This window comes from Bradyrhizobium sp. AZCC 2176 (assembly GCF_036924645.1).
Taxonomy (GTDB): Bacteria; Pseudomonadota; Alphaproteobacteria; order Rhizobiales; family Xanthobacteraceae; genus Bradyrhizobium.
This window is the reverse complement of sequence record NZ_JAZHRX010000001.1, coordinates 2,706,420-2,731,658: the sequence shown is the minus strand read 5'-3', so window position 1 is coordinate 2,731,658 and position 25,239 is coordinate 2,706,420. Positions and strand designations below refer to the sequence as shown.

Here is a 25,239-nt window from a genome sequence, read left to right as displayed (position 1 = left end):
CTTTTTCGACCCTCGGCGGTGGTAGTCTGTTGCAATGACCTCGCTCGACAAAATCGAACGCGCAACCGTTGCGCAGCGCCCTTCTGCGGCCGTGCCCGGCCGTCACCTCGCAATTGAACTCGCCGAGACGCTGAAGCTCGCGGTGCCGATCGCACTGACGCAGCTCGGGCAGATCGCGATGATGACGACCGACATTGCCATGATCGGCCGCCTCGGCGCCGAGGCCGTGGCTGCGGCGTCGCTGGCGCACACCGTGCTTTTCGTCAGCTTCACCTTCGGCATGGGCCTGGTGTCGGCAGTAGCTCCACTGGCGGCACAGGCTTTTGGTGCGCGCAAGCCGCATTTGATCCGGCGTTCCCTCCGCGTCGGCCTGTGGGCTGCGCTGTTGATCTCGCTGCCGCTGATGGCGCTGCGGTTCTGGGCCGAGCAGGTCCTGCTGATGCTGGGACAGGCGCCCACGACCGCGCATCTTGCGCAGGAATATCTCGCCGGTCTGGTCTGGACCATCCTGCCGGCCCTGTGGTTCCTCGCGATCCGCGGCTTCATGAGCGCGATCAACCGCCCCGAACCGATCCTGTGGATCACGCTGGCCGCGATCCCGGCCAATGCGCTGCTGGTCTATTTGCTGCTGTATGGCGCGTTCGGCCTGCCGCAGCTCGGCCTGTTCGGCGCGGGGCTGGCGACCTCCATCGTCAATCTCGGCACGTTCCTGGCGGCCTTGTGGTTTGCCGCATATCGCCGGCCGTTCCGGAAGTATCATGCGTTCGGCTATTTCTGGCACATCGACTGGCGGCTGATGTGGCAACTCATCGTCATCGGCGCGCCGATCTCACTTTCCTTTCTGCTCGAATACGGCCTGTTCGGCGCCGCGGGTCTCCTCATGGGCCTGATCAGCACGACCGCGCTGGCCGCGCACCAGATCGCATTGCAGGTCGCGGCCATCCTGTTCATGGTGCCGTTCGGCATTGGCATGGCCGCTACCATACGCGTCGGCCACGCCATCGGCCGCGGCGACGCCGGCGCGGTGCGGCGCGCGGGCTATGTCGCAACCTGGCTCGGTATCGCGCTCGTCGCCATCCTGACGCTCGCCGTGATCGTCAGCCGCTTCGGCATCGCGCAAGTCTTTCTGGGCGAAAGCACCGACGCGACCGCCGAACTCTCGGCGACGCTGCTGCTGGTCGGATCGACGTTCTTCATCGCCGACGCTATCCAGACCGTCGCCGCCGGTTCGCTGCGCGGCATGAACGACACGCGGGTACCGCTGTTGTTCGCGATTCTCAGCTATTGGCTGATCGGTTTCGCCTGCGCCTGCTGGCTCGGCTTCCGGACGCCATCAGGCGCGGTCGGCGTGTGGATCGGGCTGTCGATCGGAACCGCAATTTATGCGGTTCTTCTGCTGTTGCGCTTCCGCGTCCTCGCCAGCAAGCTCGCATTCCCATGACCGTCCGCGAAGTTACCCCTGCCGTCGATGCCGATGCGCTGCTGGCCGGCGCACAATTCGCCGACGCTTTTTGCATTGACATCGGCGACCGCCATCTCGACGCCCGCCGGGCGGCCGAGCGGATGATGGCACGGCAGCCGCGATGGGCCGAGGCGCTGTTGTCGCTGCGCAATTTGCTGGTCGCGCCGCTCGGGCTGAAAACGTCGGGCGCAGGACACGCCGCGCCCCGCGACATGATCGGAATATTTCCGGTCGTCAGCGAAACGCCGGAGCGCCTGATCGCCGGCTTCAACGACCGCCATCTCGACTTTCGCGTCGTGGTGGACCTGACGCCGCCCGGCAGCGTCAGGCAGGTCACCGCGACGACGCTGGTCAAGACGCACAACTGGCTCGGCCGGACTTATCTTGCGATCATCATGCCGTTTCACCGGCTGATCGTGCCGGCCCTGCTCCGCCAAGTGGGCTGAACGTCATTGCGAGGAGCCCGCTAGCCCGTCGCGCCGGCCGGCTTCCCGCACCAGTCGGCATTGCAGCGGTCGAGATCGTTCAGGTTCTGCCGCATCTGTTCCAGCGAGAATCCCAACGCGAAGAATCTCTCCGCGACATCGACGGGCACGCCGCGGATCAGGCCCTCGCTGCGCAACGCGGCGACTTCAGCGGCATAGGCCTGCAGCGCCGCATCGACAGGCCGGATGTCCACGGCGCCACTGCCGTTTTGCAACGATACCGCCGCCGCGCGCATATAGTCGACGATCGCTTTGCTGACATCGGACAGTGGCCGCGCTAGCCTTGCCTGCACATTGGCCGGCAGCGGCACGACGCTGGCGCGCCCGATCATCACGACATCGTGGCGCAAGCGCTGGATGGTGCGCAGCAACGGGCCGGTATCGGGTCCCGACGATAAATGCGCCGCGCGCTCGCGCTCGGCTTCCAGGCCGGTCGCATGGAGGCTCGCCATCGCGGTGCCGATACCATCCTGGATGCGGTGCAGGGCGTCGTTGTCGAGCCCGCGCGTCAGGCCTGCGAGCAGCTCGGCGAACGCGGCTGCCAGCAGCTCCAGAAGCTGCGCCGCATTGATACGAATCTGGCTGACCGCCCGTGATGGCAACACGAGAAATGAAGTCACAAGCCCGGTAAGCGCGCCAACGGTGACCTCGAACAGCCGGTCGATCGTGGAATCCAGCGGGTTGGCGTGGTTCATCGCCGGAACCAGCAGCACGATCACGGCCGTCACCGTAGCGGCGCTCAGGCTGGGATTGATGGCGCCGATGAAGGCCGTCGGCACCACCGCCAGCACCAGTAGTGCCAGCAGGCCACCCTCGCCGGAATGCGGGATCAGCATCGCGATGGCGCCGCCATAGACTGCGCCGCCGACCGTGCCGAGCATGTAGTCTCGGGTCGCTTTCAACGATCGGCCGACGCTCATCTGGGTGACGATGAGCGAGGTGAGTACCGCCCATAGCGGCAGCATCAGATGCAGCGCTCGGGCGATCGCGTAGGCCGCGACCGCGGCGACGGCGAGCCTGACCGCCAGTGCCAGTTGCGTCTTGCGGCCGCGGAGCGATCCAAGCATGCGTTTTGCGAAGGCCATCATGCGCCGCTTTCCGGAAATTGCCCGCCGTGCCCGTGCTAGACGACGTTCGGCATGGCTGATGCCCGCGGCGGGAAGGCGACTTGAAAGCTCAGATCCGCCCGCCTACCCTGCCCGGCAAAACGAGGAAACACGATGGCCAACGAAACCGCAACGCTTGCAGCCTATGTCGCCGGCCTCAAATTCGAGGACATCCCGTCGAAGGTGCTGGAACGCGCCAAGGTGCTGACGCTGGATTTTCTCGGCAGCACGATCCGGGCGCGGCGCGATGCGGAATCCACCCCCTCGCTGCTCGGGATGCTGGAAGCGCTGGCGCTGGACGGCAAGGGCGAGGCCACTGTGTTCGGCGACACCAAGACCTGGACGCCCGCGGTAGCGGCGCTGCTCAACGGCGCACTCGGCCATTCGCTCGATTTCGACGACACCCACGCGGACTCCTCGCTGCATCCGAGCGCGCCCGTGGTGCCGGCGGCGTTTGCGGTCGGCGAAATGGTCGGCGCATCGGGGCGCGATGTGCTGACCGCGATCGTGGCCGGCTATGAAGTGTGCTGCCGGCTCGGCAACGCGCTCGATCCGACTTCGCATTATGCGCGCGGCTTCCACCCGACCGCAACAGCGGGAACCTATGGCGCCGCGGCGGCGGCGGGAAAATTGTTTGGTCTGTCCAGGGATCAGATCATATCCGCCTTCGGCGTTTCCGGCAGCCAGGCCGCGGGCTCGCTGCAGTTTCTCGTCAACGGCGCCTGGAACAAGCGCTACCAGGTTGGCGCCGCGGCGATGAACGGCGTCATCGCCGCCACGCTGGCGCGCAACGATTTTGTAGGCTCGAGTGAGTCCATCGAGGGCAAGCATGGCCTCCTGGTCGGCTACAGCGACGACTCTCATCCCGACAAGGCGACCGCCGGCCTCGGCAAGACCTATGAGACACTGAAAATCGGCGTAAAGCCGTATCCGAGCTGCCGCTATACCCATGCGGCGCTGGATGCGCTGATCGCGATGCGACGGGAGCACAATCTGACGCCGGACCAGATCAAGCGCGTCGAGATCGGTCTGCACCGCAATGGCATCACGTTGACGGGTGACGCCGCCACCAAGCGCCATCCGACGTCGATCGTCGGCGGGCAATTCTCGATGTTCTTCACCGGCGCGCTGGCGCTGGACCAGGGCCGTTTCGGCTGGGACGATTACGGCCGGCTCGGCGATGCCGCGGTCAATGCGCTCGCCGACAAGTTCGACGTGGTGCAGGACGATCGCCTGGAGGTCGGCCGCACCCATCCGTTCGGCGCGCGCGTCTCGATTACCACCGAGGACGGCGTGCATGAGCGGCTCTATGCCGATCCCTCGGGCGAGCCGGATACATTTCCGGACGCGCAGGCGATGCAGCAGAAATTCCTCACGCTCGCCCGCCCCGTGCTGAACAACCGCGCCGACCAGCTCGCCGACGCGATCTTGTCGCTGGAGAGATTCGATCGCGTCGAGAAGGCCACGCAGTTGGGAAGGCAGTAGGCTGAGCTAGCGCAGCATCGGCGGTACCACCTTCTCCCACAAGGGGAGAAGGAGGATTCTCCGCATCGCGTTCAATTCGCGCCGGCGAGCTTTGCCTTGCTTCCCGTCGCCGCGACCACGTCGCGCACGAGGTCGAACACACCATCGGCTTCCGGCGGCCAGTTCGGCGAACGGCCGAGCCGGACGATGACGAGCCGTTCGGAAGGCACGATGATGACGTATTGCCCGACCGTGCCCTTGGCGAAGAACGCATCGCGCGGCCAGCCGCGTTCGATGCGATACGTCGCGCCGAAGCTGTCGCCGAGATTGGTCCAGAAGCCGGCACCCTGGCCGACCCAGGCGTGCGGCGTCGGCGTCGCCGAATATTTTACCCAGCCTTCGGGGAGGATGCGTTTTCCGCCGGCCGTGCCGTCATTGAGATAGAGCTGGCCGAACCGCGCCCAGTCGCGCGCACTGGCGAGCAACTGGCTTGATCCTTCCGCACTGCCCGACGCGTCGAACTCGAGCGTCACGTTGTGCATGCCGAGCGGCTCGAACAACTCCTGCCGCGCAAAGCGCATCATGTTGGATGCGCTGCCGCCGGTGGCCTGGCGGATCAGATGCGCGAGGATGACGGTATTGCCGTCGTGATAGTTCCACACCGCACCCGGCGCGGTTTCCAGCGGCATGCTCTTCGCATAGGCGGCCATGTCAGGCTCCATGAATTTCATCCGGTTGACCGGCTCAAGCGCGGACGCCAGCGACGCCTGCAGCGAACTGCCAAGCGCGAGCCCCGCGGTATGGCGCAGCAGATGATCGAGCGTGATGGTGCGCCTGGCATCGCCGTTAGCCTGCCACGCCGCAATGGACACGGGCTCATGCAGCCGCAGCGCACCCTTGCGCACGAGGATGCCGGCAAGCGCCGAGATAACCGATTTGGTGGCGGAGAATCCGAGCAACGGCGTGTCGATGGCGATGCCGTCGGCATAGCGCTCGGCAATGACATGCCCGTCCTTCAGGATCACCACCGCGCGGGTGTTGCGCGGTGTCGATTTGTCCGGCTCGGCAAAGGCACGGTCGAGCGCGGCAGCCAGTTTCGACGTTTGCGGCGCGACGATCGAGGGGCCGGCGATGTCAGGCAGCCGCGCCGGCCCGGCCTCCGCTGGCGGCAGTGTGATGTCGGCCACGGCGCCGCCGTGATCGAGATAGCAGCCGAGACCTTCGCCGCGGTGGACCGCGTGGCTTCGGCCCAATCCGAACAGCGTCACGGTGACGTCCTTGCGCGCGCGATCGACGCGGTAGTCGAGCGCCCAGGCAATCAGTCCGGCTCCCGGCATCGCCGATGTGGTTTCGGTAAACACCCGCACCGGGTCGAGGCCTGAGACGAAGGTATCGGTGCAGAGCACGTTGGCGACAAAGCCGGTCGCGACTTTCGCCACATCGCGGGCGCGGGCGGCCGACAGCGCGAGGGCGCTGAGAGCGGCTGTCGCGGCGAGGATAAGGATGAGCTTTCGTCGTTTCACGAGGGCCTCCGGCAGGACGCATCAGCGCGTGCCGGGATGATGGCGAGGTTGCCATTGGCCGCTCGCCGGATTTCAAAATCGCGTTGGCCGAAGCTGAAACCGCCGCGCCGATTCCAGAATTACACAGTAATTACAATATCATGCCGATCAGGCCGCGCTGGCCTTGAGCCGGCGGTATTCGGTCGGCGTGACGCCCGTGACGGCCTTGAAGGCGCGGTTGAAGGGCCCAAGCGACTGGAAGCCGGCATCCATCGCGATCGTAATCACGGGGACCTCGACCTGGCTGGGATCGGCCAGCGCGGCTTTGGCCTCGGCGATCCGGTGCTCGTTGAGGAACACATTGAAATTGCGGTAGCCGAGCCGCTGGTTGATCAGCCGCCGCAGCCGGTATTCAGGAATGGCGAGCTTGGTCGCCAGCGTGCCGACGGTGATGTTGTCGTGGCGGTAGATGCGCTCGTCGCCCATCAGGCGCATCAGCGCATCGATCAGCTTTTGATCGGCGCTGGATTCAACCACGGCCGCTTCGCTTGCCTCGGCCTGAACCTCAGGCGCCGCCGGAAACAGATCGGCGCCGTCGACGCGCATCATCGCAATCGAGATTGCCGCGACCACGCCGGCCAACACGGCCGAATTCACCGTGTTGGCAATTTCGGCCGCGCCGCTGCCGAACATCGAAATCTGCAGCACCGCATTGAGCCCGCCATACAGCGCCGCCGCGCTGACGATGAAGACGCGGACGCGGCGGCGACCCTCGACCAGGTCCGACGACCAGGACGCGATGGTCTGCGCGACGGCCAGGACGATAAAGCCGAGCGCCAGCAGATTGACCGCGATGATGGACAGCCGCACCCCGGATGCCGGCGCCAGCCACATGCAATTGACAAAACTGAAAGCTGCGACGGCCGCCCAGATCAGCGCGTGCCACCAGCGCGGCCGGAACGTCTCGTCGAACAGCGCCCGCGTGGACAGCCAGAACACAACGGCGTTGCCGGTCGACAGCGCGATCACAGGCGCATTCGAGATCGAAATCGGCGAGGTGGCGCCAATCCAATTGCTCACGGCATGCGCCGCCGACCCCAGCGCAAAAGCCGCGGCCAATCGCCCGCCAAGCACCGTTCCGAAGCCGCGAAACAGCGACGCCGCCAACACCAACAGCAGCGCCACGGTGGCGCTGCGCAATGCGATGTCGATGGTGGAGAGCATCATCCGGTCAGGTCCGTTCGCGCGGTCATCGGCGCAGCATCAATCTAGTGCGAATCGTCGCGTGGTTCAATTTGCCTCAACCCTTCCACGTCGCGCGCGACGTCACCCAGCGCTCACTGGTCTTGCCGAATAGATCGACTTCGCCATCCTTCCGCGCGCCCAGCCGCCGCGCGACGCTCTTGGACGGTTCGTTGCTGGCTTCGATACAGTGGATGATCTCGTCGGCCTCGAAACTCGCGAACACCCAGTCGACCGACGCCCGCGCCGCCTCCACTGCATAACCCTTGCCACGGTGTTCACGATCGATGCCCCAGCCGACCTCGAAGCCCGGCCATCCCGGCGGGCACCACGGTCCGACCCGGCCGATATATCGGCGGCTCGATTTCTCCTCGACGGCAAACATGCCGAAGCCATGCAGCGCCCAATGCCCCGATATCACGGCGGCGTTGCGCCAGCCGCCGATCTCGCTGGTAATCGCGATACCGTCGGGCGTGATGTAGCGCGCGGTGCCGGGATCGGACAGCATCGCTGTATTCGCCGCAATGTCGTCGCTGCGCCATGGCCGCAGGATCAGGCGCGCGGTCTCGATGACGGGACCGTCGACCTTCAACAGTTTGGCGCCGGGCTTGAGCGGAGGGATCATGAGTTTCTCATCCTGCGTCGTCCCTGCCTAGTGCGCAATTGCGCACGGGCGCAGGGACCCATAACCACCGTTTTCGATTGTTGGGGACGATATCTACCATTGGTGCCAAACGATAGGACACGGCGTATGGGTCCCTGCGTTTCGCAGGGACGACATGATGAGGCATTTGAACCCGCCCCGGCAATTGCTGTTATACTCGCACAAAACGCCAAGGAGTCTCCCATGAGCTGGCAACCCTCCAACGATCCCGTGCTCGGCGATCCCAAGACCTGCGACGCACTTGATCTCATCATCGTGCCGCGCACCCGCGATCTCGGCGATGGATTTGCGGTGCGGCGCGCATTGCCGCACGGCAGGCGACAGATGGTCGGGCCCTTCATCTTCTTCGATCATTTCGGCCCGGTGCAGTTCATGGCCGGCAAGGGCATGGACGTGCGCCCGCATCCGCATATTGGCCTTGCGACGGTCACCTATCTGTTCGACGGCTCGATCATGCACCGCGACAGTGAGGGCAACATCCAGGAGATCCAGCCCGGCGCGATGAACCTGATGACGGCGGGCCGCGGCATCGCGCATTCCGAACGCACGCCCGACGTGCAGCGCCGCGACGGCCAGAAGATGCTCGGCCTGCAAAGCTGGATCGCGCTGCCCGCGGGGTCGGAAGAGATCGCGCCGTCGTTCCAGCACTACGCCGCCGAAGCGCTGCCGACCGTGAAGGAGAGCGGCTTCACCGCGCGCATCATCGCCGGCCACGGCTTTGGCGTGAAATCGCCGGTCAGCATGGTGTCACCGTGGTTCTATAGCGAAGTGACGGCGCGGGCCGGGACCATCGTGCCGCTCGACCCCGACCATGAGGAGCGCGGGATCTACCTGGTCGACGGCGAGGTCGAGATTGCGCGCGAGCGCTATGAGGGGCCGCGCCTCCTGATCTTCCGGCCGGGCGACCGCATCACCGTAAAGGCCGTCCGGCCGACGCGGATGATGTTTCTGGGCGGCGACGCGCTGGAGGGGCCGCGGCATATCTGGTGGAATTTTGTCTCCTCCAGCAAGGAGCGGATCGAGCAGGCCAAACAGGACTGGAAAACCGGCCGGTTCGCCGCCGTTCCGCAGGAACATGAGTTCATTCCGCTGCCGGAGTAGGCTATTGCTCCGCTTTCTCATTTGCGCGCTGGCGCCTGCGCCGGCACGCCTGCCCGAAAGCAAGACCTGATGAACGCGATGCTCGCCAGCGATTTGCCCCTGCCGCGGATCGGCCGCGGCAAGGTCCGCGATATCTATGCCGTCGGCGACGACCGCGTGCTGCTGCTCACCACCGACCGCATCAGCGCGTTCGACGTCGTGATGGCCGAGACCATTCCGATGAAGGGCGCGGTGCTGACCCAGATCAGCACGTGGTGGTTCCGCCAGCTCGAAGGCGTGGTGCCGCATCACATGATCAGCGCCGATGCCGACGAGATCATCCGCGAAGTGCCCGCGCTGAAGGATCACCGCGCCGATATTGTCGGCCGCGCGATGCTGTGCCGGCGCACCACCGTCTTCCCGGTCGAATGCGTGATCCGCGGCTACATCTCCGGCTCGGCCTGGAAGGAATATGCCGCATCCGGCACGCTCGCCGGCGAGGAGCTGAAGCCCGGCCTGGTTGAAAGCGAGAAGCTCGACGTGCCGATCTTCAGCCCGGCCACCAAGGCCGAAACCGGCCATGACGAAAACATCACGGTCACCCGGGTGCGCGAACTGCTGGGCGATGACGTCGCCGGGAAGCTCGAGAGCATGGCGCGCACGGTCTATAATTTCGGCGAGCGTATTGCCCGTCATCAGGGCATTATCATCGCCGACACCAAGTTCGAGTTCGGCCGCGCCGCGGACGACCGCATCATCCTGATCGACGAGGTGATGACGCCGGATAGTTCGCGGTTCTGGGCCGCCGACGTCTACAAGCCCGGCCGGCCGCAGCCCTCCTTCGACAAGCAGCCGCTGCGCGACTATCTCGACGCCGAGCGCCGCGCCGGCCGCTGGAACGGCGACGCCCCGCCCCCACCGCTGCCGGCGACCGTGATCGATGCGACCAGCAAGCGGTATCTCGAAGCATACCGGCGTGTGACGGGGAGTGAGCTGCAAGTCTAGCACCGTCATAGCCGAGCACATACAGGATTGCCCATTAGACCCATCCGGTGCGAAGCTCGTTCCCTGAAAAATGCAGAGGGAGCGCCTCATGACCGAAGCCAACGCCGTGCTCGTCGAACGCGATGGTGCCGTGACCATCGTTTCCATCAACCGCCCGCATTGCCGCAACGCCGTCGACGGCGCAACCGCGCGGAAGCTGTATGATGCGTTTCTTGCCTTCGACGCCGACGAGAGCGCATCGGTCGCGGTGTTTACCGGCACCGCCGGATATTTCTGCGCGGGCGCGGACCTCAAGGCAGTGGCGGCGGGCGATCCGAACAAGCGGCGCGAGTTCGGCGGGCATGATTCGATTGCGCCGATGGGGCCGAGCCGGTTGCGGCTGTCGAAGCCCGTAATTGCCGCAGTGGAAGGTTTTGCGGTGGCCGGCGGCATGGAGCTGGCGCTGTGGGCGGACATGCGCGTGGTCGCAGAGGATGCGACCTTCGGCATTTTCTGCCGCCGTTTCGGCGTACCCCTGATCGATCTCGGCACCATCCGCCTGCCGCGGCTGATCGGTCACTCGCAGGCGATCGATCTGATCCTCACCGGCCGCCCGGTCGGCGCGCAGGAGGCGCTGTGCATGGGCCTCGCCAACCGTGTTGTCGGCCGTGGCGAGGCGTGCGCGCATGCGATCGCGCTGGCCAAGGAGATCGCGCGCTTCCCGCAGACCTGCCTACGGGCAGATCGGCTATCGGCGCTGCGGCAATGGGACCTTTCCGAGGAGGAGGCGATCGCCAATGAAATGCGCGGCGGGCTCGAGGTGATCGCCTCGGGCGAGACGCTGTCCGGCGCGACGCGCTTTGCGTCCGGCGCTGGCCGCCATGGCGCGTTCGGCGGCGACGTCGGGAATGGTTGACGCGGGACTGGCGCTGACGCCATCCGGGGGTTCGTTGTCATGAAAATCTTGTTGGCGCCCTGCTCCGCTGTCGTCTACGACTGACAGCGGAAGCAAGGGGCAAATGGTCAGTCGATTTGTTAATTTTGGTCCGCGGGCGCGCCGCGCACTTGGTGATGTTCTCGGCGGTGGCGCCGCCAGCATTCTGAGCATTACGTTCGGCCTTTCCTACGCGCTGCTGATCTTTGCCGGGCCGCTGACGCCCTATCTGTCCTATGGCGTCGCCGCCACGTTCATCACGTCGGCCGTGCTCGCCGCCGCGCTTGCGCTGGGCAGCTCGCTGCCCTTTGCGATCGGAGGTCCTGAGAGCTCGACGGCGGCAATCACGGGCATATTGGCCGCTTCGCTGGTCGAACGCATGGCCGCGACCGACCCCTCGGCGCCATTGCTCGCGCCCGTGCTGATCACGCTCGGCCTTTCCACCATGGCAACCGGCGTCGTGCTTTGCGGTTTTGGCGTGACGCGGCTGGGCCGGGCCATCCGCTATGTGCCCTATCCCGTGGTCGGCGGATTTCTCGGCGCGACTGGCCTGTTAATCGTTCTGGGCGCGATCCGAGTGATCACGGGTCACCAATTGCAATTCGGAACGTTTGACCAGTTCGCAAACATCGTCACACTGTCCGAATTGAGCGCCGCCTGCGCCATGGCGCTGATCCTGTATTTGACCTGGCGCCGTTCGCGCCATTCGCTGGGGTTGCCGGCCACTTTGATCGGCGGCGTGATCGCCGCCCACCTTGCATTCTGGATCTTCGGCATCTCGCCGGAAGTGGCTCAGGCGTCAGGCTGGACCTTCCAGCCGCCACCACCGACCCACTTCAGGCTGCCGTGGAGCGCAGGCGAAATCCGCCACTATCCCTGGTACGCAATACCGGACCTGCTCGGCAATTTGATTGCCGTCATCTTCGTCACCGCCTCGAGCACGCTTTTCAACACCACCGGTATCGAAGTCGCCGTCCATCGCGAGGCCGATCTGGAACGTGAACTGAACGTCACCGGCCTCGCCAATATCCTGGCAGGCGCGTTGGCGGGCTATCCCGGCTGCGTCTCGATCAGCCGCTCCGTTCTCAATCTCGGAAGCGGCGGCCGCGGCCGCCTTTCCGGCCTCACGGCTGCAGCCATTTCCGCGCTAATGCTGGCGGTCGCGCCGGATCTGCTCGGTTATATGCCCAAATTCGTTCTCGGCGGCCTCCTGATCTATCTCGGTGCGGATCAGTTGCATAGATGGATCGTCGAGTCGCGTAAGCGGCTTTCGAAGACAGAATATGTATCGCTGCTGGCGATCATCGTCATAATCGTGGGGTGGGGCTTCGTCCCCGGCGTGCTGATCGGCGTCGTGATCGGCTGCGCGACCTTCGCGCTGAGCGCGGCGCGGATCAAATCGATCAAATACAGCTTTGACGGTTCGGAATACCGCAGCTCGCTGGATCGTTCGCGCGGCGACCAGCAGGTGCTGCTGGCGCATGGCGGCAAGATCCAGGGGCTGAACCTGCAGAGCTATCTGTTCTTCGGCTCGGCCAACCGGCTCTATCAGCACGTCAAGGCGTTGCTGCAGCGCTGTCCCGAATGCCGCTATCTCATTTTCGATTTCAAGCTCGTCACCGGCATCGATTCATCGGCCGCCTACAGTTTTGCGCAAATCAAGCGCAGCGCGCACGACCTCGGCGTCAAGCTGGTACTGGTGCATCTTTCCGCCACCGCCGAGAAGGTCTTGCGGTCGAGCGAGTTCATCTCGAACGAGGTGAATGTCATTCCCGAACTGGATCATGCGCTGGAATGGTGCGAGAACGAGCTCATCACCCAGCATCAGGGACTCGCACGGGAATCGGCCAATCTGCGCGATTGGTTCGTCCAGATTCTAGGCAGCGAGGACGATGCCGACGAGCTGATCCGCCGCTGCCAGCGCATCGAGGTCAACACCGGCGAGACCATCGTGCGCGTCGGCGACGCCGCCGATTCCATGCATTTCATCCTCGACGGTCGTGTCGGCATCATGGTGCCGGCCGATGATGGCCGCACCACGCGGGTGCGCAGCCTCGGCCGCTACACCACGATTGGCGAGATGGGCCTCGTCTCGCACGCGCCGCGCAGCGCGACGATCCAGGCCGAGGTCGCCAGCGTGCTCTATGTGCTGAACACGCATCAATTCGAAGCGATCAAGACCGACGATCCCGAACTGAGCCAAAAGCTCCTGACGTACTTTGTCTCCGTGATGGCGGAGCGGCTCTCGTTCGCAAACCGCACCATCGCCGTGCTGCGGCGGTAACGAACGTGGCCCGGGTGATTCCTACACCCCAGCCATCATCACGTATTTGATCTCGACATATTCCTCCATGCCGTGATGCGAGCCCTCGCGGCCAAGCCCGCTCTCCTTCACGCCGCCGAAGGGCGCCACTTCCGTCGTGATGAGGCCGGTGTTGACGCCGACCATGCCGGCTTCCAGCGCTTCGGCGACGCGCCAGACGCGGCCGAGATCGCGCGCGTAGAAGTACGACGCCAGGCCAAACGGCGAGTTGTTGCACATCGCGATCACGTCGGCCTCGTCCTTGAAGCGGAACACCGGCGCCAAGGGGCCGAAGGTCTCTTCATGCGCAACCAGCGCGTCCGCTTTCACATTTGAAAGCACGGTCGGCTCGAAGAAGCTGCCGCCGAGCGCATGGCGCTTGCCGCCGGTGACGATCTTCGCGCCGCCCTTGACCGCGTCGGCAATGTGCTTTTCGACCTTGTCGACCGCAGCCATATTGATCAGCGGGCCCTGCGTGACGCCGGCTTCCGTGCCGTCGCCGATCTTCATCGCCGCGACCTTCTTCGAGAGCTTTTCGACGAACTGGTCGTAGATCTTGTCCTGGGCGTAGATCCGGTTGGCGCAGACGCAGGTCTGGCCCATGTTGCGGTACTTCGAAATGATGGCGCCCTCGACCGCGGCATCGATATCGGCATCGTCGAACACCACGAACGGCGCATTGCCGCCGAGCTCGAGGCCGAGCTTCTTCACGCCCACTGAAGCCTGCTGATAAAGAATCTTGCCGACCTCGGTCGAGCCGGTGAAGCCTATGAAGCGCACGGCCGGGTGCTCGCACAGCACCTTGCCGATGGCAGATGAATTGCCGGTGAGGATGTTGAACACGCCCTTCGGCACACCGGCCTTTTCGGCGAGCGCGACCAGCGCCAGCGCGGTCAGCGGCGTCTCATTGGCGGGCTTGAGCACGACGGTGCAGCCCGCGGCGAGCGCCGGCGAGACCTTTCGGGTGATCATCGAGCACGGAAAATTCCACGGCGTGATCGCGCCGCAGACGCCGATCGGCTGCTTGATCGCGAGCAGCCGCGCATCCGGCCGCTGGGTCGGGATGGTTTCGCCATAGACGCGGCGGGCTTCCTCGGCGAAAAATTCGACATAGGCGCCACCGATATCGACCTCGCCGAGCGCTTCGGCCAGCGGCTTGCCCTGCTCTGAGGTCAGGATCAGCGCGAGGTCCTCGCGGTTCGCCGCGATCAAATCGAACCATTTGCGCAAAATGTTGGAGCGCTGCTTGGCCGTGAGCTTGGCCCAGGCCGGGAACGCGCGCTCGGCGGCTTCGACCGCTTGCGTGGCTTCCGCCGTGCTGAACGCCGGCACCTTTGCCAGTTCCACGCCATTGACCGGGTTGGTGACCGGGCGCGATGGCGTGCCGACCCAGGCGCCGTCGATGTAGCAGCGGTCGCGCAGCAGCGAGGGGTCTTTCAGGCGGTCGTGCAGCGAGGGGTGGGAGGTTTTCGAAGCGCGTGCGGCGACGGGCGGGGTCATGGCGTACTCCTCGGATTTTCTTGAGAGATTGGTCCGAGTATAGGCCCGTATCGTCAGCAATGCACCGCTCTCTACGGCAGGCCTGCGTCAACGAATGTTGAAGGCAATGGGGACCACCGTCATTCCGGGGCGGTCCGAAGGACCGAACCTCAGGTGTGCAATTGCACACCGGGGAATCTCGAGATTCCGAGTCTGGTGCTAACGCACCATCCCGGAATGACGACCTCAATCGCGTCCCGGAATGACGACGTAGGTCACGCCGCCCCGCTCATATAGGTTTCGCGGCGACCGATCATGCGTTGCGCGGCGGCCTTGGCGTCGGCTTTCGAGGAGGTCGCGCAGGTCCGGTATTCGAGATCGGGCAGCTTGGCGCTGTCACGGCGGCCGAACCAGGATTTGGACCCGACCGAAAGCCGCGCCAGTGCTTGGGCGACGTTATCGACCGCCTCGAAGGAGTGCAGCGCGCCGGTGCCGGCATAGCGGACTTCATAGAGGCCGGGGGTGATCGGCGCCTCGATATTCTCGCCCCGTCCGGCACGGGGATACCGCTTCCATTCACTCCAGGTCGAAATCATCGAAGTCGAAATCATCGCGCGCACCTTCGCACAAGCGGAAAATGAGATAATTTTGGTCAATTGGTCCAGCCGACGAGCAACGTTTGTGCTGGAATCTGAACGCTTTACTGCAAAAAATCGGCGACGGGAATCGTGGCGAAATCACGTTATCGTGGATGGTTAAGCCGGTCACCGACGGACGAGATCGTCCACCGCGGATTGTGGCGAGGTGTGGCAGTTCGGTGCCGCCCATACCGCGCCACCGCTGCCCACGCGGTTTGCCCATCACGAGATCGCGACAGCGGCGGCGGCCATCCGCGGCCGCTTGCCGGATCGCACAGCCGGGAGGAAGATCGCGCCACTCCATAAAAATCAAAGCGGGAGGTGACCCATGCAAGCCCAGATCGATCAGATTCTGCGTCAGAAGTGCGAGGCCCAGGAGATTCCCGGTGTGGTCGCGATGGCGGCGACCGGCAGCGAGGTGATTTATCAAGGCGCGTTCGGCAAGCGCGACCTCGGCAAGGACGACCCCATGACCGCCGACAGCGTGTTCTGGATCGCCTCCATGACCAAGGCGATTACGGCGGCGGCCGGCATGCAGCTTGTCGAGCAGGGCAAGCTCTCGCTGGACGAGCCGATCGGCAAGATCCTTCCCGATCTCGCCAACCCGCAGGTGCTGGAAGGCTTTGACGCCAGCGGTGAGCCAAAGCTGCGCCCCGCCACGAAGCCGATCACGCTGCGGCATCTCATGACGCATACCGCCGGCTTCTGCTACGAGATGTGGAACGGCGACATGGGGAAATACATGGAGAAGACCGGCACGCCCGGCGTCATCTCCTGCCTGAACGCCGCGCTGACGACGCCGCTGGCGTCTGATCCCGGCACGCGCTGGGAATACGGCATCAATATCGACTTCGTCGGCAAGGCGGTGGAAGCCGTCAGCGGCAAGAAGCTCGATGTCTACTTGCGCGAGAACCTGCTCGCACCGCTGGGCATGAACGACACCGGCTTCAAGATCACCGACAGCATGCGCCAGCGGCTGGTCGGCATGCACGCGCGCGGCGAGGACGGATCGCTCGCACCGATCCCGTTCGAACTCGAACAGGCGCCGGAATTTCACATGGGCGGCGGCGGGCTCTACGGCACCGCGGCCGATTACATCAAGTTCACCCAGATGATCCTCAACCAGGGCCGCGGCAACGGCAACCAGGTGCTGAAGCCCGAGACGGTGGCGCTGATGAGCCAGAACCACATCGGCGATCTCACCATGGGCAAGATGACAACGGTGATGCCGATCTATACCAACGATGTCGATCTCTTCCCCGACATCGTCAAGAAGTGGGGGCTCTCGTTCCTGATCAACACCGCCAAGACGGCGGAGGGCCGCAGCGCCGGCAGCCTCGCCTGGGCCGGCCTTGCCAACACCTATTTCTGGATCGACCCCGCGCGCGACGTCGCAGGCGTGATCCTGATGCAGTTGTTGCCGTTCGCCGACGTCAAGGCGCTGGAAGCCTTTGCGGGCTTCGAGAGCGGGATCTATGCCGGGCTCGATGCCGGCAGCGGCCAGCGCGCGGCGTGAGGAGCATCCGTTAGAGACCGTCATTGCGAGCGAAGCGAAGCAATCCATTCTTTCTTTATGTGGCACGATGGATTGCTTCGCTGCGCTCGCAATGACGGCTGTGATTGACGCACCTTCGATGGTTACAACGGCTGACATGATTTCGCGATCTCGCGACATGAAACTGCCCGAGGTTTGCATCTTCGTTCGCCCTCCCTTGAGAAAGAGGGCGCAGGGAAGACCGGGTGCGCGCTGCACCCGCGGTCTCGTGTGCAATTTGCGCAAAAAGCACGCACACGAGCATACAGGTCCAGCGGAGAGCATCCGGCCTTCCCTGCGCAATGGTTTTACGGCGTACTTCGTGCTCTCCCCGGTGTGCGAATTCCTTTAGCCACCGTCATCCGCGGATTGACGGATAGGGCCTGCCCGGTCGGGCCGGCACATCCTCCGCGGACTTGACACCAGCAACGGGTGCCAGGACCACACGACTTGGCCGTACGCGGCACGCCCTACGCCAAAACCTCGACGGGCTTGATACCCACCGAAGTCTCGCGCGAAGCGCTTTAGCATCGGTCGTCTGCGTGCCGTCCCTTCGCTCACGAACTCGGGAAGAGCCCGCCCTGCGACGACGTCTGCGCGCCCGACGCTGCCGCGTCCACCGCACCGCGTTTAGTGACGATCGCGAAACGCCCCTCTCTGGGGGACGGGATGGCGGAAGTTGTAAGGGTGATTTGGGGGAAACGCGAAGCGGATTATTTTTTCGGAAGATCGTTTTTTGATTTGTGGTGTCGGGCAAATCAGTGCTGGGGCGACAGGGAATAGATTTCTCCAGACGCGCCCTTACGCTGGACCTTCTCCAAGCGCCTTCGCGACATTGCGGAAGCGATCGAGTGCCGTTTCCAGACTTTCTACGATTTCGGCGGCGACTTCGTCGGGCGGCGGCAGCAGATCGGGATCGTCGAGCGCGTGATCCTTGACCCAGAAGATGTCGAGATTGACCTTGTCGCGCGCCAGCAAGGTTTCCAGCGGGAAGCGTTTGAATTTCTCGGACTCCTCGCGCTTCGCGCGATTCCCGGACTTATAGCAGGCTATGAAATCATCGAGGTCGGCCCGCACCATCGGACGCTCTTTCAGCGTAAAACGCTGATTGGTACGCAGGTCGTAGATCCAGAGATCCTTTGTGGCAGACGCCTCCGAAGGCGGCTTCTTATCGAAGAACAGCACGTTCGCCTTCACGCCCTGCTTGTAGAAGATGCCCGTCGGCAGCCGCAGCAGCGTGTGGAAATCGAAGTTCTTGAGCAATCTGCGCCGGATCGTCTCGCCTGCACCGCCCTCGAACAATACGTTGTCCGGCAGCACCACGGCGGCTTCGCCGTTCGGAGCGAGCACGGTCATGATGTGCTGCAGGAAGTTCAACTGCTTGTTCGACGTGGTGACGAAAAAATCCTGCCGGTCGTAATCCTCGCGCTCGCTGTCGATCTCGCCGTCGTCGCGAACGATGCGATAGCTCTGCTTCTTGCCGAACGGCGGATTGGTGAGGATGACGTCGTAGCTCTTGCCACCCGCACCCAACAGCGCGTCCTTGGCCTCGACGATCGAATCGACGCCGGTGATGCCGTGCAGATAGAGGTTCATCGCCGCGAGGCGCACGACTTCCGGCACGATATCGACACCGGAAAACTTGTTCTTCAGAGCCGAATAGACACCGCGGTCGCGCGCCTTCGTATGCTGCTTCATGCGATCCCATGCGGCGAGCAGAAAGCCCGCGGTGCCGCAGGCCGGATCGTGCACGGTCTGATGCGGCTCGGGGTCGACAACCTCAACCACGGCCTCGATCAGAGGACGCGGCGTAAAGTATTGCCCCGCCCCAGATTTGACATCCTCCGCGTTGCGGGCCAGCAGGCCTTCGTAGATGTTGCCCTTCACATCGACGGGAAGGCCGAGCCAGACCTCGCCGTCTATCAGGCCAACCAGGCGCTTGAGTTTCGCCGGGTCCTGAATCTCGTTCTGCGCTTTCAGGAAGATCGCGCCGATGATGCCGCCCTGCTTCGACAGCTTGTCGAGCAACTTTACATACGTCGCATTCAGCGCTTCGCCAGAGAGGTCCTTGATGTCGTCCCAGCGAGCACCGTTGGGCAACATCGACGCTTCACCGATCTGCGTAACGCGCTCCTCGTCCATCTTGAGGAAGAGCAGATAGGAAATCTGGCTGATGTAGGCCTGATAGGAGACGCCCTGATCGCGCAGCACATGCGCGAAGTTCCAGACTTTGGCAACGAGGGCTTGGGCGTTCATGCGGTGGACTTTCTGGCCCGCCCGCGCTTGGCGCGCATAGCGAGTGAATTAGCAGCGAGGCGCGAGAGCAACGCGGTTGCGGGTTCGTCGAGGGGATCTTGTGATACGAGGCGCCCCTCAAAGGCGGCCTTGAGGGTAGATTGCTTCAACCGGGCGGCATCGGCGGCTTCCGCGTCGAGCAACGTCAACGTATCGGCGGTGGCGGTGAGCGCGTCTGCGACGCGGCGGAGGATTTCTTCGGCTTCATCGGGGGGTGGAATGGGAATGGACATGCCTCTCAAAGTTCCGCCGCTGAGGTTAGCTTGGCCTACTTGTTGCGACTTGTTTGTTGCAATCCATTTCCTGCCATAAGCGGAGTTGATCCAAAGTGCGGCGAAGTCAGGCGAAATACCATCGAATCGCAGCCTTATGAGATAAGAGGCAAGCGAACATGGGCTGACTTCACCTTTGTATACAGCGCATTTCCCAACGAGTTCAGCGCTGTTGGTCCTGTTAAAAACGAGATCGCCTACCTGCAGTATGGGTAGCGCGGTATCCTTGGGTGCATACTTCAGCTTTGTGTAGAGGAGCGAGCCGAAATCGACATTGCCCATGCGCAGGACCGGAATCCCGCTATAACCGAAATCACATTTTTCCGATGTTCCGTACTCCATTTGTGAGATCACCTCGCCGACTCTTGCCCAAGCCCAGCTCTCCGGGAGCGTCGGGAGCGCGCTAATATCTAGCGACAAGGCATCTACGTTGTGACCGGTTCGGCCCTTAGCGGGAGCCTTCGTCGCACGAGCTTTTGCGATCCGGGCAAGGACGTCATGACCGGTTTCGGACGCGGGGTTCGCCGCACGCCAGCCCTTCGTGAGTTCGCCAGTGACCGCAGCTTTCAACAGCGCACGGCGGAAGATGTCGAGACCCTTCCTCGCAGCTACCAGCGCCGCCTCGCCGTCGGCAATCTCAGCAAATAGCGCATTCATTCGCGCCGCAATGCGGCGTTGTTCTGCGAGGGACGCTAGGGGAATATCAAATTCGCGCAAAGACCCTAGAGTAACCGTTTTTTGTGCCACACCTCTCGCCGCTCGGTCGGCTTGTCGTCGCAGTACCGGGGAGTTCAGCGCGTAGCAGAGATAGGTGGGATCAACGAGCGCCTTGTCGGGTCGCAAATATGCGATGTGGCGCTGAAACATGAATTCGCGATCATCAAGAACTCTTATCGCAAGACCATAGCTTCCCACTGCTGTGTATAGGACGTCATCTCGCGAAGGACGCAGGCGCTTGGATTCGCTTAAGTAGGTCGAGGGCGACACCCATTTGCTAATAGACGACCAATCTATTCCATCGCCTGAAACGTTACCGATCACCACAAACGGAATTCCGCTTGCTGTGAACTTCGGAGGCTGATGGGTTCCATCAGTCAGACGCTCAACAATTTGTTCAAGCTTCGTCGTAGCCCACCCCTCCGGAAGCATCCACGGCCCTTCCGCCTCCGCCAGATCTTTCACCCTCTCCACCACCGCCCCACCGTCCGCCATCACGCCGCCCAATCCGCTACAATCAATCCCGGCACGCGCGAAAATTCCCTGACATTGAGCGTCACCAAAGCGGCGTCACGCCGACGGGCCTGCGCGGCGATCAGATAGTCATAGTGGCCAATCGGCGTGCCCGCGCTTTCCAGCCGAGCACGGATATCGCCGGCATGCGCGGCGTCCTCCACCTCAAAAGGGAGAACATCGACCCCGAGACCAAGAAATTTTTCGAGCAGGCGCTCGTTATGTTCACGTCGGCCGCTCTTGGCAAGCCCGTAGCGCATTTCGAACAGCGCGACGACCGGCAGCGCGATCGCCGTGCCTCCCCGCATCTGCTCTCCGAGCCGATGGCGAAGCGACGAACTGCGTCCGTTCACGATCGCGATGACGATGTTGGTATCGAGACAGATCATTCTTCGAAGAAAACACGCGGGTCCGACTCGGCCGGCGCTTCGTCCGGGATGCCGTCCGGCAGGAAGTCCCTCGCTCCAAGCGCGTCGAGTTCGGCCCAGAACTTGTCGAGATCGACGGGCTGCTTCTTGAGGGGCTCAAGGATCACCTTGTCGCCTACCTTGCTGACGAGCACTTCGCTGCCCTCGAAACGAAATTCCTTAGGCAGACGCACCGCTTGACTGCGGCCATGCATGAACAATTTGGCGGTTCCACTCATCATCCGCCTCCTTCAATACGGTAGATACCAATGATATATATCACGCGACCAGCGTGTCCGTCAACTCGTCCAGCAGGGCCGGCAGCCGCGCGCCAAACAACGCCCGCGCCCGGACGATGCCGCCGCGCGCGGAAAATTCCGGCGCATCCATCAGGTCCTCGGGCCTGATTTCGATATTGACGCCAAGATGATCGCGGATCGCCATCAACCAGCCCCGCTGTGCGTCGGTATAAGTGCGGCCTGCCTTTTCCTCGCGGCCAAGCCATAGGTTGAAGCGACCGGCGACGAGCGAGGACATCGGCTCCAGCGATTCCGCTTGTCCAAGCGCATAGCGCACCAGCATGACGATGTCAGCCAGCGTTCCGGCCGGATTGCCGCGCACCTTGTCGGATGCGAGCCGCTTGTAGGCGCGCCAGATGTCGACGGGCTCCAGCAGCCATGGCGGGCGCTTCAGGGCCTCCTTCAAATCGTCCACCGCCTCATAGGTCAATCGCCTCTGCGCATACGGCAGCCGATAGAGGATTTGCAGCGCAGCCAACTCGTCGCGGCGTTCTTCCAGAAAACGCGTAAATCGCTGCACCGAGTCGGTGGCCTTTTTCTCGTCCCAGCCCGAGGAGACCACGGCATCTGTCGAGATGGTGTCGATGCGGATGTCGGCGGCAGCCTTGACGTCCTTCAGCAAGGCTCGCAGCTTGGGATCGTCGAAAATAATCGCTGCCGCATCCTTTGCGGCTTCACGCGCCTTCTTTTGCTCCGGTTCCGTGGCGTCGGCCGGCAGACGCTGGGCCAACGCATCGGGATCGATGGCGTCGAGCAGGCGTGAAGCAATACCGGAAAGATCGACACCGCCCGAGGCTTTGACGATTGCCGCGCGGTCCTTGTCCCCGATCCGCCGGTCGAGGGCCGCGAGGCGTGCCGCCAATGTGGCAAAGGCGTCATCATCCCGGCGGCCGGCCGCGATTTCATCGATCAGCCTATCGAAAGAGACGGCACGATCCCGCTCCAGCGGCTGCGATACGGTCTTGAGACTTTCCGACACGCCAACTGCGTCGATCAGCACGAAGCGGGTCTTTGCCTCGGCATCGGGCGTCACCTCGCGCAATTTTTCTGCGGATATGGTGCGCGCGCCGCGCCCCTTCATTTGCTCGAAATAAAGTTCGGATTTCACGTCGCGCAGAAAGATCAGCACCTCCAGCGGCTTCACATCCGTACCGGTGGCAATCATGTCGACCGTGATAGCGATCCGCGGATTGTAGTCATTGCGAAAGCAGCGGATCAGTTCTTCCGGGTCCTGCCCGTCGGTCTTGTAGGTGATCTTCTTGGCAAAGTCGTTGCCCTTGCCGAAAACCTCGCGAACGATTCCGGTGATCTCCTCGGCATGGTGATCGTCCTTGGCAAAGATCAGCGTTTTCGGGACTTCGGTGCGGCCAGGAAACAGCTCGGTGAACAGCGAATCGCGATACGTTTCGAGCACGGTGCGGATCTGATTCGGGACCAGCACCGTGCGGTCGATCTGGTCGGGCGTGTAACTGAAATCGGCGTCCAGCGTCTCGTAGCGCTCCGCCCGGGTGCGCTTGTCGCGAACGGGCAGATCGTAGCCCGCTTTCACCGTGCTGCCGCGTTCGCCGATCTCGGTGCGGATGCGGAAAATTTCGAAACCGACGTTGACGCTATCGACGACAGAGCGCTCATATGGATATTGCGCGACAAGATTCTTGCCGAAGAAACCGAGCGTGTGCAGCGAGGGCGTCGCGGTGAGACCGACGGTGAAGGCGTCGAAATACTCCAGCACCTGCCGCCATGTGCCGTAAATCGAACGGTGGCATTCATCCGTGATGACGAGGTCGAAACTTTCGATCGGGATCGACGGATTGTAGGAAACGAGCCGCTCGGTATCGGCCCTCGATAGTTCGAAGGACGAGGCCTCTTCCTCTTCCTCCGGCAATTCCTTGCCGGTCAAAACGGAATAGACGCGCTGGATCGTCGCGATCACGATCTGCGCCGACTTATCCAATCCGCCCGCCCCCAGCTTCTGCACGTTGTAGATTTCGGAAAACGAGCGTCCGGTGCCGGGCGGGCGATAGGCGAGATATTCATCGCGCGTCTGGCGAACGAGATTGGCACGATCGGCCAGGAACAGAATTCGCTTGAACCCTGCATGTGCCAGCAGCCGGTAACTCAGCGTGCAGGCGGTGAAGGTTTTCCCGGCACCAGTCGCCATCTGCACAAGTGCGCGCGGACGATTTTGTCCCATCAAGCCTTCGAGCGCGGACACGGCGTCGATCTGGCAGGCGCGCAAACCATCGGTGATGAATGGCGGCATGGCCCGAAGCCGGCCCCGCACAGTGAGCGGCTCCCTTAGCAGACGCTCCAACGTTTCCGGCCGATGGAAGGTGAAGACATGGCGCGAAGCCGGATCAGGATCGGCGTGATCCCGGAAGATGGTTTCGGAGCCCGACGCGACATATTCGAAACGAACCTGACCTTCGTCATGGACGAGGTGCTTGGGCATGCCGGCGATATAGCGCGACGCCTGCTCCGAAAAGCCGGAAAGCGTGCTGCCTTCGGCCTTGGCTTCGATCACGCCGCAGAGCTTGCGCCCGACGAACAAGCCATAGTCCACGGGGCCAGAGGCCGTCTGGAATTCGCGTACCGCCACGCCGAGCCCGGCGCCAAGGTTCATTTCGGCCTTGGACTGTATCAACCACCCACAAGCGAGAAGACGCTTGTCGATCAATGACCGGGCCTTGTCCTCGGGATGGAAGGCGAAATCACCCATGATCAACTTCTAAGCGAAGTTGAGCCTGACCGGAAGCCCGCAGACCTCGCGTGGCACGTAAGACAAGACGTGAATGCCCGGGACAAGCCCGGGCATGACGGTGGAGAGGTCGCGCCCTCTCCCAGCCCTACGCCGGCAGCCCGTTCTGCCCCGCCAACTCCTTCAGCGAAACCTGCGGCCGTGCCCCGATGTGCTGGATCACCTCGGCCGCCGCCAGCGCGCCCAGCCGGCCCGCCGCCTCGTAGCCCGCGTCACGCACAAGTCCGAACAGGAAGCCGGCGGCGAACAGGTCGCCGGCGCCTGTGGTGTCGACGAGCTTTTGAATCGGAAACGCGGGCACCGATGTGACACCGTCGTGGCCTGCGACCACGCAGCCCTTTTCGCTGCGGGTGACGACGGCGAGTTTTGTATCCTCGCGGAGTTGCTTCAGCGCGCCCTCGAAATCCGAGGTCTGGTAGAGCGAATGCAGTTCGGCCTCGTTGGCGAATACGAGGTCGACGGTGCCCTTGCGCATCAGGTCGAGGAACTCGTCACGGTAGCGATCGACGCAGAAGGAATCCGACAGCGTCAGCGCCACCTGGCGGCCGGCAGAGTGCGCGATGCTGGCCGCCTTGACGAAGGCTTCCTTGGCGTTCTTCGGGTCCCAGAGATAGCCTTCGAGATAGACGATGCGCGCGGCGGCGATCTGCGCTTCGTCGATGTCTGATGCGTTAAGATCCTGCGCGGCGCCGAGATAGGTGTTCATGGTGCGCTCGCCGTCCGGCGTCACCAGGATGTAGGAGCAGCCGGTAGCGGGGCCGCTTTCCGCCGCCTTCGTTTCGAAGGCGACGCCGGCGGCGCGGATGTCGTGGCTGTAGAGGGTCCCGATCTGGTCGGCCTTGACCTTGCCGATGAAGGCGGTGCGGGCGCCGAAGCCGGCGACGCCGACGATGGTGTTGGCGCCGGAGCCGCCGCTCATCTCGGTCGCCGGGCCCATCTCCTGGTAGATCGCTGCAGCGCGGGCCTCGTCGATCAGCGCCATGCCGCCCTTGGTCATGCCGTGGCGGGCGAGAAAGCCCTCGTCGGTCTGCACCAGCACGTCGAAAATCGCATTGCCGATCCCGAGAACGTCGTATTTTGCGTCAGTCATCGTTGCGTCCTG

General features: G+C 63.4%; 21 protein-coding genes. 8 read left to right on the top strand and 13 right to left on the bottom strand.

What is annotated here, in order from left to right; genetic code table 11:
* Positions 1–34 precede the first annotated feature (34 nt).
* Both V1288_RS12630 and V1288_RS12625 read left to right on the top strand, forming a co-directional pair.
* Positions 35–1,441 (top strand): MATE family efflux transporter, encoded by a 1,407-nt coding sequence (locus V1288_RS12630; protein WP_334357347.1) that lies wholly within the window; start codon positions 35–37, stop codon positions 1,439–1,441.
* The gene (locus V1288_RS12625) at positions 1,438–1,908 is read left to right on the top strand and encodes a DUF2867 domain-containing protein (RefSeq protein ID WP_334357346.1); all 471 of its coding nucleotides are present in this window, start codon (positions 1,438–1,440) and stop codon (positions 1,906–1,908) included. Before V1288_RS12630 ends, V1288_RS12625 begins: the two co-directional genes overlap by 4 nt.
* A 20-nt stretch (positions 1,909–1,928) precedes the next feature.
* Here V1288_RS12625 and V1288_RS12620 read toward each other — a convergent pair whose 3' ends face one another.
* The gene (locus V1288_RS12620; RefSeq protein WP_334361288.1) at positions 1,929–3,032 is read right to left on the bottom strand and encodes an FUSC family protein; all 1,104 of its coding nucleotides are present in this window, start codon (positions 3,030–3,032) and stop codon (positions 1,929–1,931) included.
* Between the two features lie 135 nt (positions 3,033–3,167).
* Here V1288_RS12620 and V1288_RS12615 point away from each other — a divergent pair, with 135 nt between their 5' ends.
* Positions 3,168–4,538, top strand: coding sequence for an MmgE/PrpD family protein (locus tag V1288_RS12615; protein WP_334357345.1), 1,371 nt, complete (start codon positions 3,168–3,170; stop codon positions 4,536–4,538).
* 71 nt (positions 4,539–4,609) lie between these two features.
* Here the strand turns inward: V1288_RS12615 and V1288_RS12610 are convergent, their stop codons facing one another.
* The 3 genes from V1288_RS12610 to V1288_RS12600 all read right to left on the bottom strand — a co-directional run bounded on the left by V1288_RS12610 (position 4,610) and on the right by V1288_RS12600 (position 7,886).
* A complete protein-coding gene (locus V1288_RS12610; RefSeq protein ID WP_334357344.1) occupies positions 4,610–6,040 on the bottom strand; it encodes a serine hydrolase domain-containing protein in 1,431 nt (476 codons plus the stop codon).
* Between the two features lie 147 nt (positions 6,041–6,187).
* A complete protein-coding gene (locus V1288_RS12605; RefSeq protein ID WP_334357343.1) occupies positions 6,188–7,246 on the bottom strand; it encodes a helix-turn-helix domain-containing protein in 1,059 nt (352 codons plus the stop codon).
* A 73-nt stretch (positions 7,247–7,319) separates the two neighbouring features.
* The gene (locus tag V1288_RS12600) at positions 7,320–7,886 is read right to left on the bottom strand and encodes a GNAT family N-acetyltransferase (RefSeq protein ID WP_334357342.1); all 567 of its coding nucleotides are present in this window, start codon (positions 7,884–7,886) and stop codon (positions 7,320–7,322) included.
* A 222-nt stretch (positions 7,887–8,108) separates the two neighbouring features.
* Between V1288_RS12600 and V1288_RS12595 the strand changes: the two genes are divergently transcribed.
* The 4 genes from V1288_RS12595 to V1288_RS12580 all read left to right on the top strand — a co-directional run bounded on the left by V1288_RS12595 (position 8,109) and on the right by V1288_RS12580 (position 13,207).
* On the top strand, positions 8,109–9,026 hold the full coding sequence (locus V1288_RS12595) for a pirin family protein (RefSeq protein WP_334357341.1): 918 nt from the start codon (positions 8,109–8,111) through the stop codon (positions 9,024–9,026).
* 69 nt (positions 9,027–9,095) lie between these two features.
* Entirely contained in the window at positions 9,096–10,010 is a 915-nt protein-coding gene (locus V1288_RS12590; protein WP_334357340.1) for a phosphoribosylaminoimidazolesuccinocarboxamide synthase, read from the top strand.
* 88 nt (positions 10,011–10,098) lie between these two features.
* A complete protein-coding gene (locus tag V1288_RS12585) occupies positions 10,099–10,905 on the top strand; it encodes a crotonase/enoyl-CoA hydratase family protein (RefSeq protein WP_334357339.1) in 807 nt (268 codons plus the stop codon).
* Positions 10,906–11,008: 103 nt separating this feature from the next.
* Positions 11,009–13,207: an SLC26A/SulP transporter family protein gene (locus tag V1288_RS12580; protein WP_334357338.1), complete on the top strand. Its 2,199-nt coding sequence runs from the start codon at positions 11,009–11,011 to the stop codon at positions 13,205–13,207.
* Between the two features lie 21 nt (positions 13,208–13,228).
* Here V1288_RS12580 and V1288_RS12575 read toward each other — a convergent pair whose 3' ends face one another.
* The 3 genes from V1288_RS12575 to V1288_RS12565 all read right to left on the bottom strand — a co-directional run bounded on the left by V1288_RS12575 (position 13,229) and on the right by V1288_RS12565 (position 15,565).
* Positions 13,229–14,725 carry an NAD-dependent succinate-semialdehyde dehydrogenase gene (locus V1288_RS12575; protein WP_334357337.1) on the bottom strand — a complete coding sequence of 499 codons (1,497 nt, stop codon included), beginning with the start codon at positions 14,723–14,725 and terminating at the stop codon, positions 13,229–13,231.
* Between the two features lie 254 nt (positions 14,726–14,979).
* Positions 14,980–15,300, bottom strand: a complete 321-nt coding sequence (locus V1288_RS12570) for a hypothetical protein (RefSeq protein WP_334361287.1) — start codon at positions 15,298–15,300, stop codon at positions 14,980–14,982.
* Positions 15,281–15,565 carry a hypothetical protein gene (locus tag V1288_RS12565; protein ID WP_334357336.1) on the bottom strand — a complete coding sequence of 95 codons (285 nt, stop codon included), beginning with the start codon at positions 15,563–15,565 and terminating at the stop codon, positions 15,281–15,283. The genes V1288_RS12570 and V1288_RS12565 overlap by 20 nt, the downstream gene beginning before the upstream one ends.
* A 105-nt stretch (positions 15,566–15,670) precedes the next feature.
* Between V1288_RS12565 and V1288_RS12560 the strand changes: the two genes are divergently transcribed.
* A complete protein-coding gene (locus tag V1288_RS12560) occupies positions 15,671–16,858 on the top strand; it encodes a serine hydrolase domain-containing protein (RefSeq protein ID WP_334357335.1) in 1,188 nt (395 codons plus the stop codon).
* An 819-nt stretch (positions 16,859–17,677) separates the two neighbouring features.
* Here V1288_RS12560 and V1288_RS12555 read toward each other — a convergent pair.
* The 6 genes from V1288_RS12555 to V1288_RS12530 form a co-directional block, all read right to left on the bottom strand.
* Positions 17,678–19,132 (bottom strand): type I restriction-modification system subunit M, encoded by a 1,455-nt coding sequence (locus tag V1288_RS12555; RefSeq protein ID WP_334357334.1) that lies wholly within the window; start codon positions 19,130–19,132, stop codon positions 17,678–17,680.
* Positions 19,129–20,658: a restriction endonuclease subunit S gene (locus V1288_RS12550; RefSeq protein ID WP_334361286.1), complete on the bottom strand. Its 1,530-nt coding sequence runs from the start codon at positions 20,656–20,658 to the stop codon at positions 19,129–19,131. The genes V1288_RS12555 and V1288_RS12550 overlap by 4 nt, the downstream gene beginning before the upstream one ends.
* Positions 20,655–21,062 (bottom strand): type II toxin-antitoxin system VapC family toxin, encoded by a 408-nt coding sequence (locus tag V1288_RS12545; protein WP_334357333.1) that lies wholly within the window; start codon positions 21,060–21,062, stop codon positions 20,655–20,657. The genes V1288_RS12550 and V1288_RS12545 overlap by 4 nt, the downstream gene beginning before the upstream one ends.
* Positions 21,059–21,319, bottom strand: coding sequence for an antitoxin (locus V1288_RS12540; RefSeq protein ID WP_334357332.1), 261 nt, complete (start codon positions 21,317–21,319; stop codon positions 21,059–21,061). The genes V1288_RS12545 and V1288_RS12540 overlap by 4 nt, the downstream gene beginning before the upstream one ends.
* A 40-nt stretch (positions 21,320–21,359) precedes the next feature.
* A complete protein-coding gene (locus tag V1288_RS12535) occupies positions 21,360–24,098 on the bottom strand; it encodes a type I restriction endonuclease subunit R (protein ID WP_334357331.1) in 2,739 nt (912 codons plus the stop codon).
* Between the two features lie 127 nt (positions 24,099–24,225).
* A complete protein-coding gene (locus V1288_RS12530) occupies positions 24,226–25,227 on the bottom strand; it encodes an adenosine kinase (RefSeq protein WP_334357330.1) in 1,002 nt (333 codons plus the stop codon).
* Positions 25,228–25,239 lie beyond the last annotated feature (12 nt).

Excerpts from the sequence above, each read along its gene's own strand:
- V1288_RS12575 (WP_334357337.1), bottom strand. The coding sequence starts at position 14,725 with ATGACCCCGCCCGTCGCCGCACGCGCTTCGAAAACCTCCCACCCCTCG.
- V1288_RS12585 (WP_334357339.1), top strand. The coding sequence starts at position 10,099 with ATGACCGAAGCCAACGCCGTGCTCGTCGAACGCGATGGTGCCGTGACC.
- V1288_RS12535 (WP_334357331.1), bottom strand. The coding sequence starts at position 24,098 with ATGGGTGATTTCGCCTTCCATCCCGAGGACAAGGCCCGGTCATTGATC.
- V1288_RS12530 (WP_334357330.1), bottom strand. The coding sequence starts at position 25,227 with ATGACTGACGCAAAATACGACGTTCTCGGGATCGGCAATGCGATTTTC.
- V1288_RS12570 (WP_334361287.1), bottom strand. The coding sequence starts at position 15,300 with ATGATTTCGACCTGGAGTGAATGGAAGCGGTATCCCCGTGCCGGACGG.
- V1288_RS12560 (WP_334357335.1), top strand. The coding sequence starts at position 15,671 with ATGCAAGCCCAGATCGATCAGATTCTGCGTCAGAAGTGCGAGGCCCAG.
- V1288_RS12625 (WP_334357346.1), top strand. The coding sequence starts at position 1,438 with ATGACCGTCCGCGAAGTTACCCCTGCCGTCGATGCCGATGCGCTGCTG.
- V1288_RS12630 (WP_334357347.1), top strand. The coding sequence starts at position 35 with ATGACCTCGCTCGACAAAATCGAACGCGCAACCGTTGCGCAGCGCCCT.
- V1288_RS12595 (WP_334357341.1), top strand. The coding sequence starts at position 8,109 with ATGAGCTGGCAACCCTCCAACGATCCCGTGCTCGGCGATCCCAAGACC.
- V1288_RS12620 (WP_334361288.1), bottom strand. The coding sequence starts at position 3,032 with ATGGCCTTCGCAAAACGCATGCTTGGATCGCTCCGCGGCCGCAAGACG.
- V1288_RS12555 (WP_334357334.1), bottom strand. The coding sequence starts at position 19,132 with ATGAACGCCCAAGCCCTCGTTGCCAAAGTCTGGAACTTCGCGCATGTG.
- V1288_RS12565 (WP_334357336.1), bottom strand. The coding sequence starts at position 15,565 with ATGGGCAAACCGCGTGGGCAGCGGTGGCGCGGTATGGGCGGCACCGAA.
- V1288_RS12600 (WP_334357342.1), bottom strand. The coding sequence starts at position 7,886 with ATGATCCCTCCGCTCAAGCCCGGCGCCAAACTGTTGAAGGTCGACGGT.
- V1288_RS12545 (WP_334357333.1), bottom strand. The coding sequence starts at position 21,062 with ATGATCTGTCTCGATACCAACATCGTCATCGCGATCGTGAACGGACGC.
- V1288_RS12615 (WP_334357345.1), top strand. The coding sequence starts at position 3,168 with ATGGCCAACGAAACCGCAACGCTTGCAGCCTATGTCGCCGGCCTCAAA.
- V1288_RS12605 (WP_334357343.1), bottom strand. The coding sequence starts at position 7,246 with ATGATGCTCTCCACCATCGACATCGCATTGCGCAGCGCCACCGTGGCG.
- V1288_RS12590 (WP_334357340.1), top strand. The coding sequence starts at position 9,096 with ATGAACGCGATGCTCGCCAGCGATTTGCCCCTGCCGCGGATCGGCCGC.
- V1288_RS12580 (WP_334357338.1), top strand. The coding sequence starts at position 11,009 with ATGGTCAGTCGATTTGTTAATTTTGGTCCGCGGGCGCGCCGCGCACTT.
- V1288_RS12540 (WP_334357332.1), bottom strand. The coding sequence starts at position 21,319 with ATGAGTGGAACCGCCAAATTGTTCATGCATGGCCGCAGTCAAGCGGTG.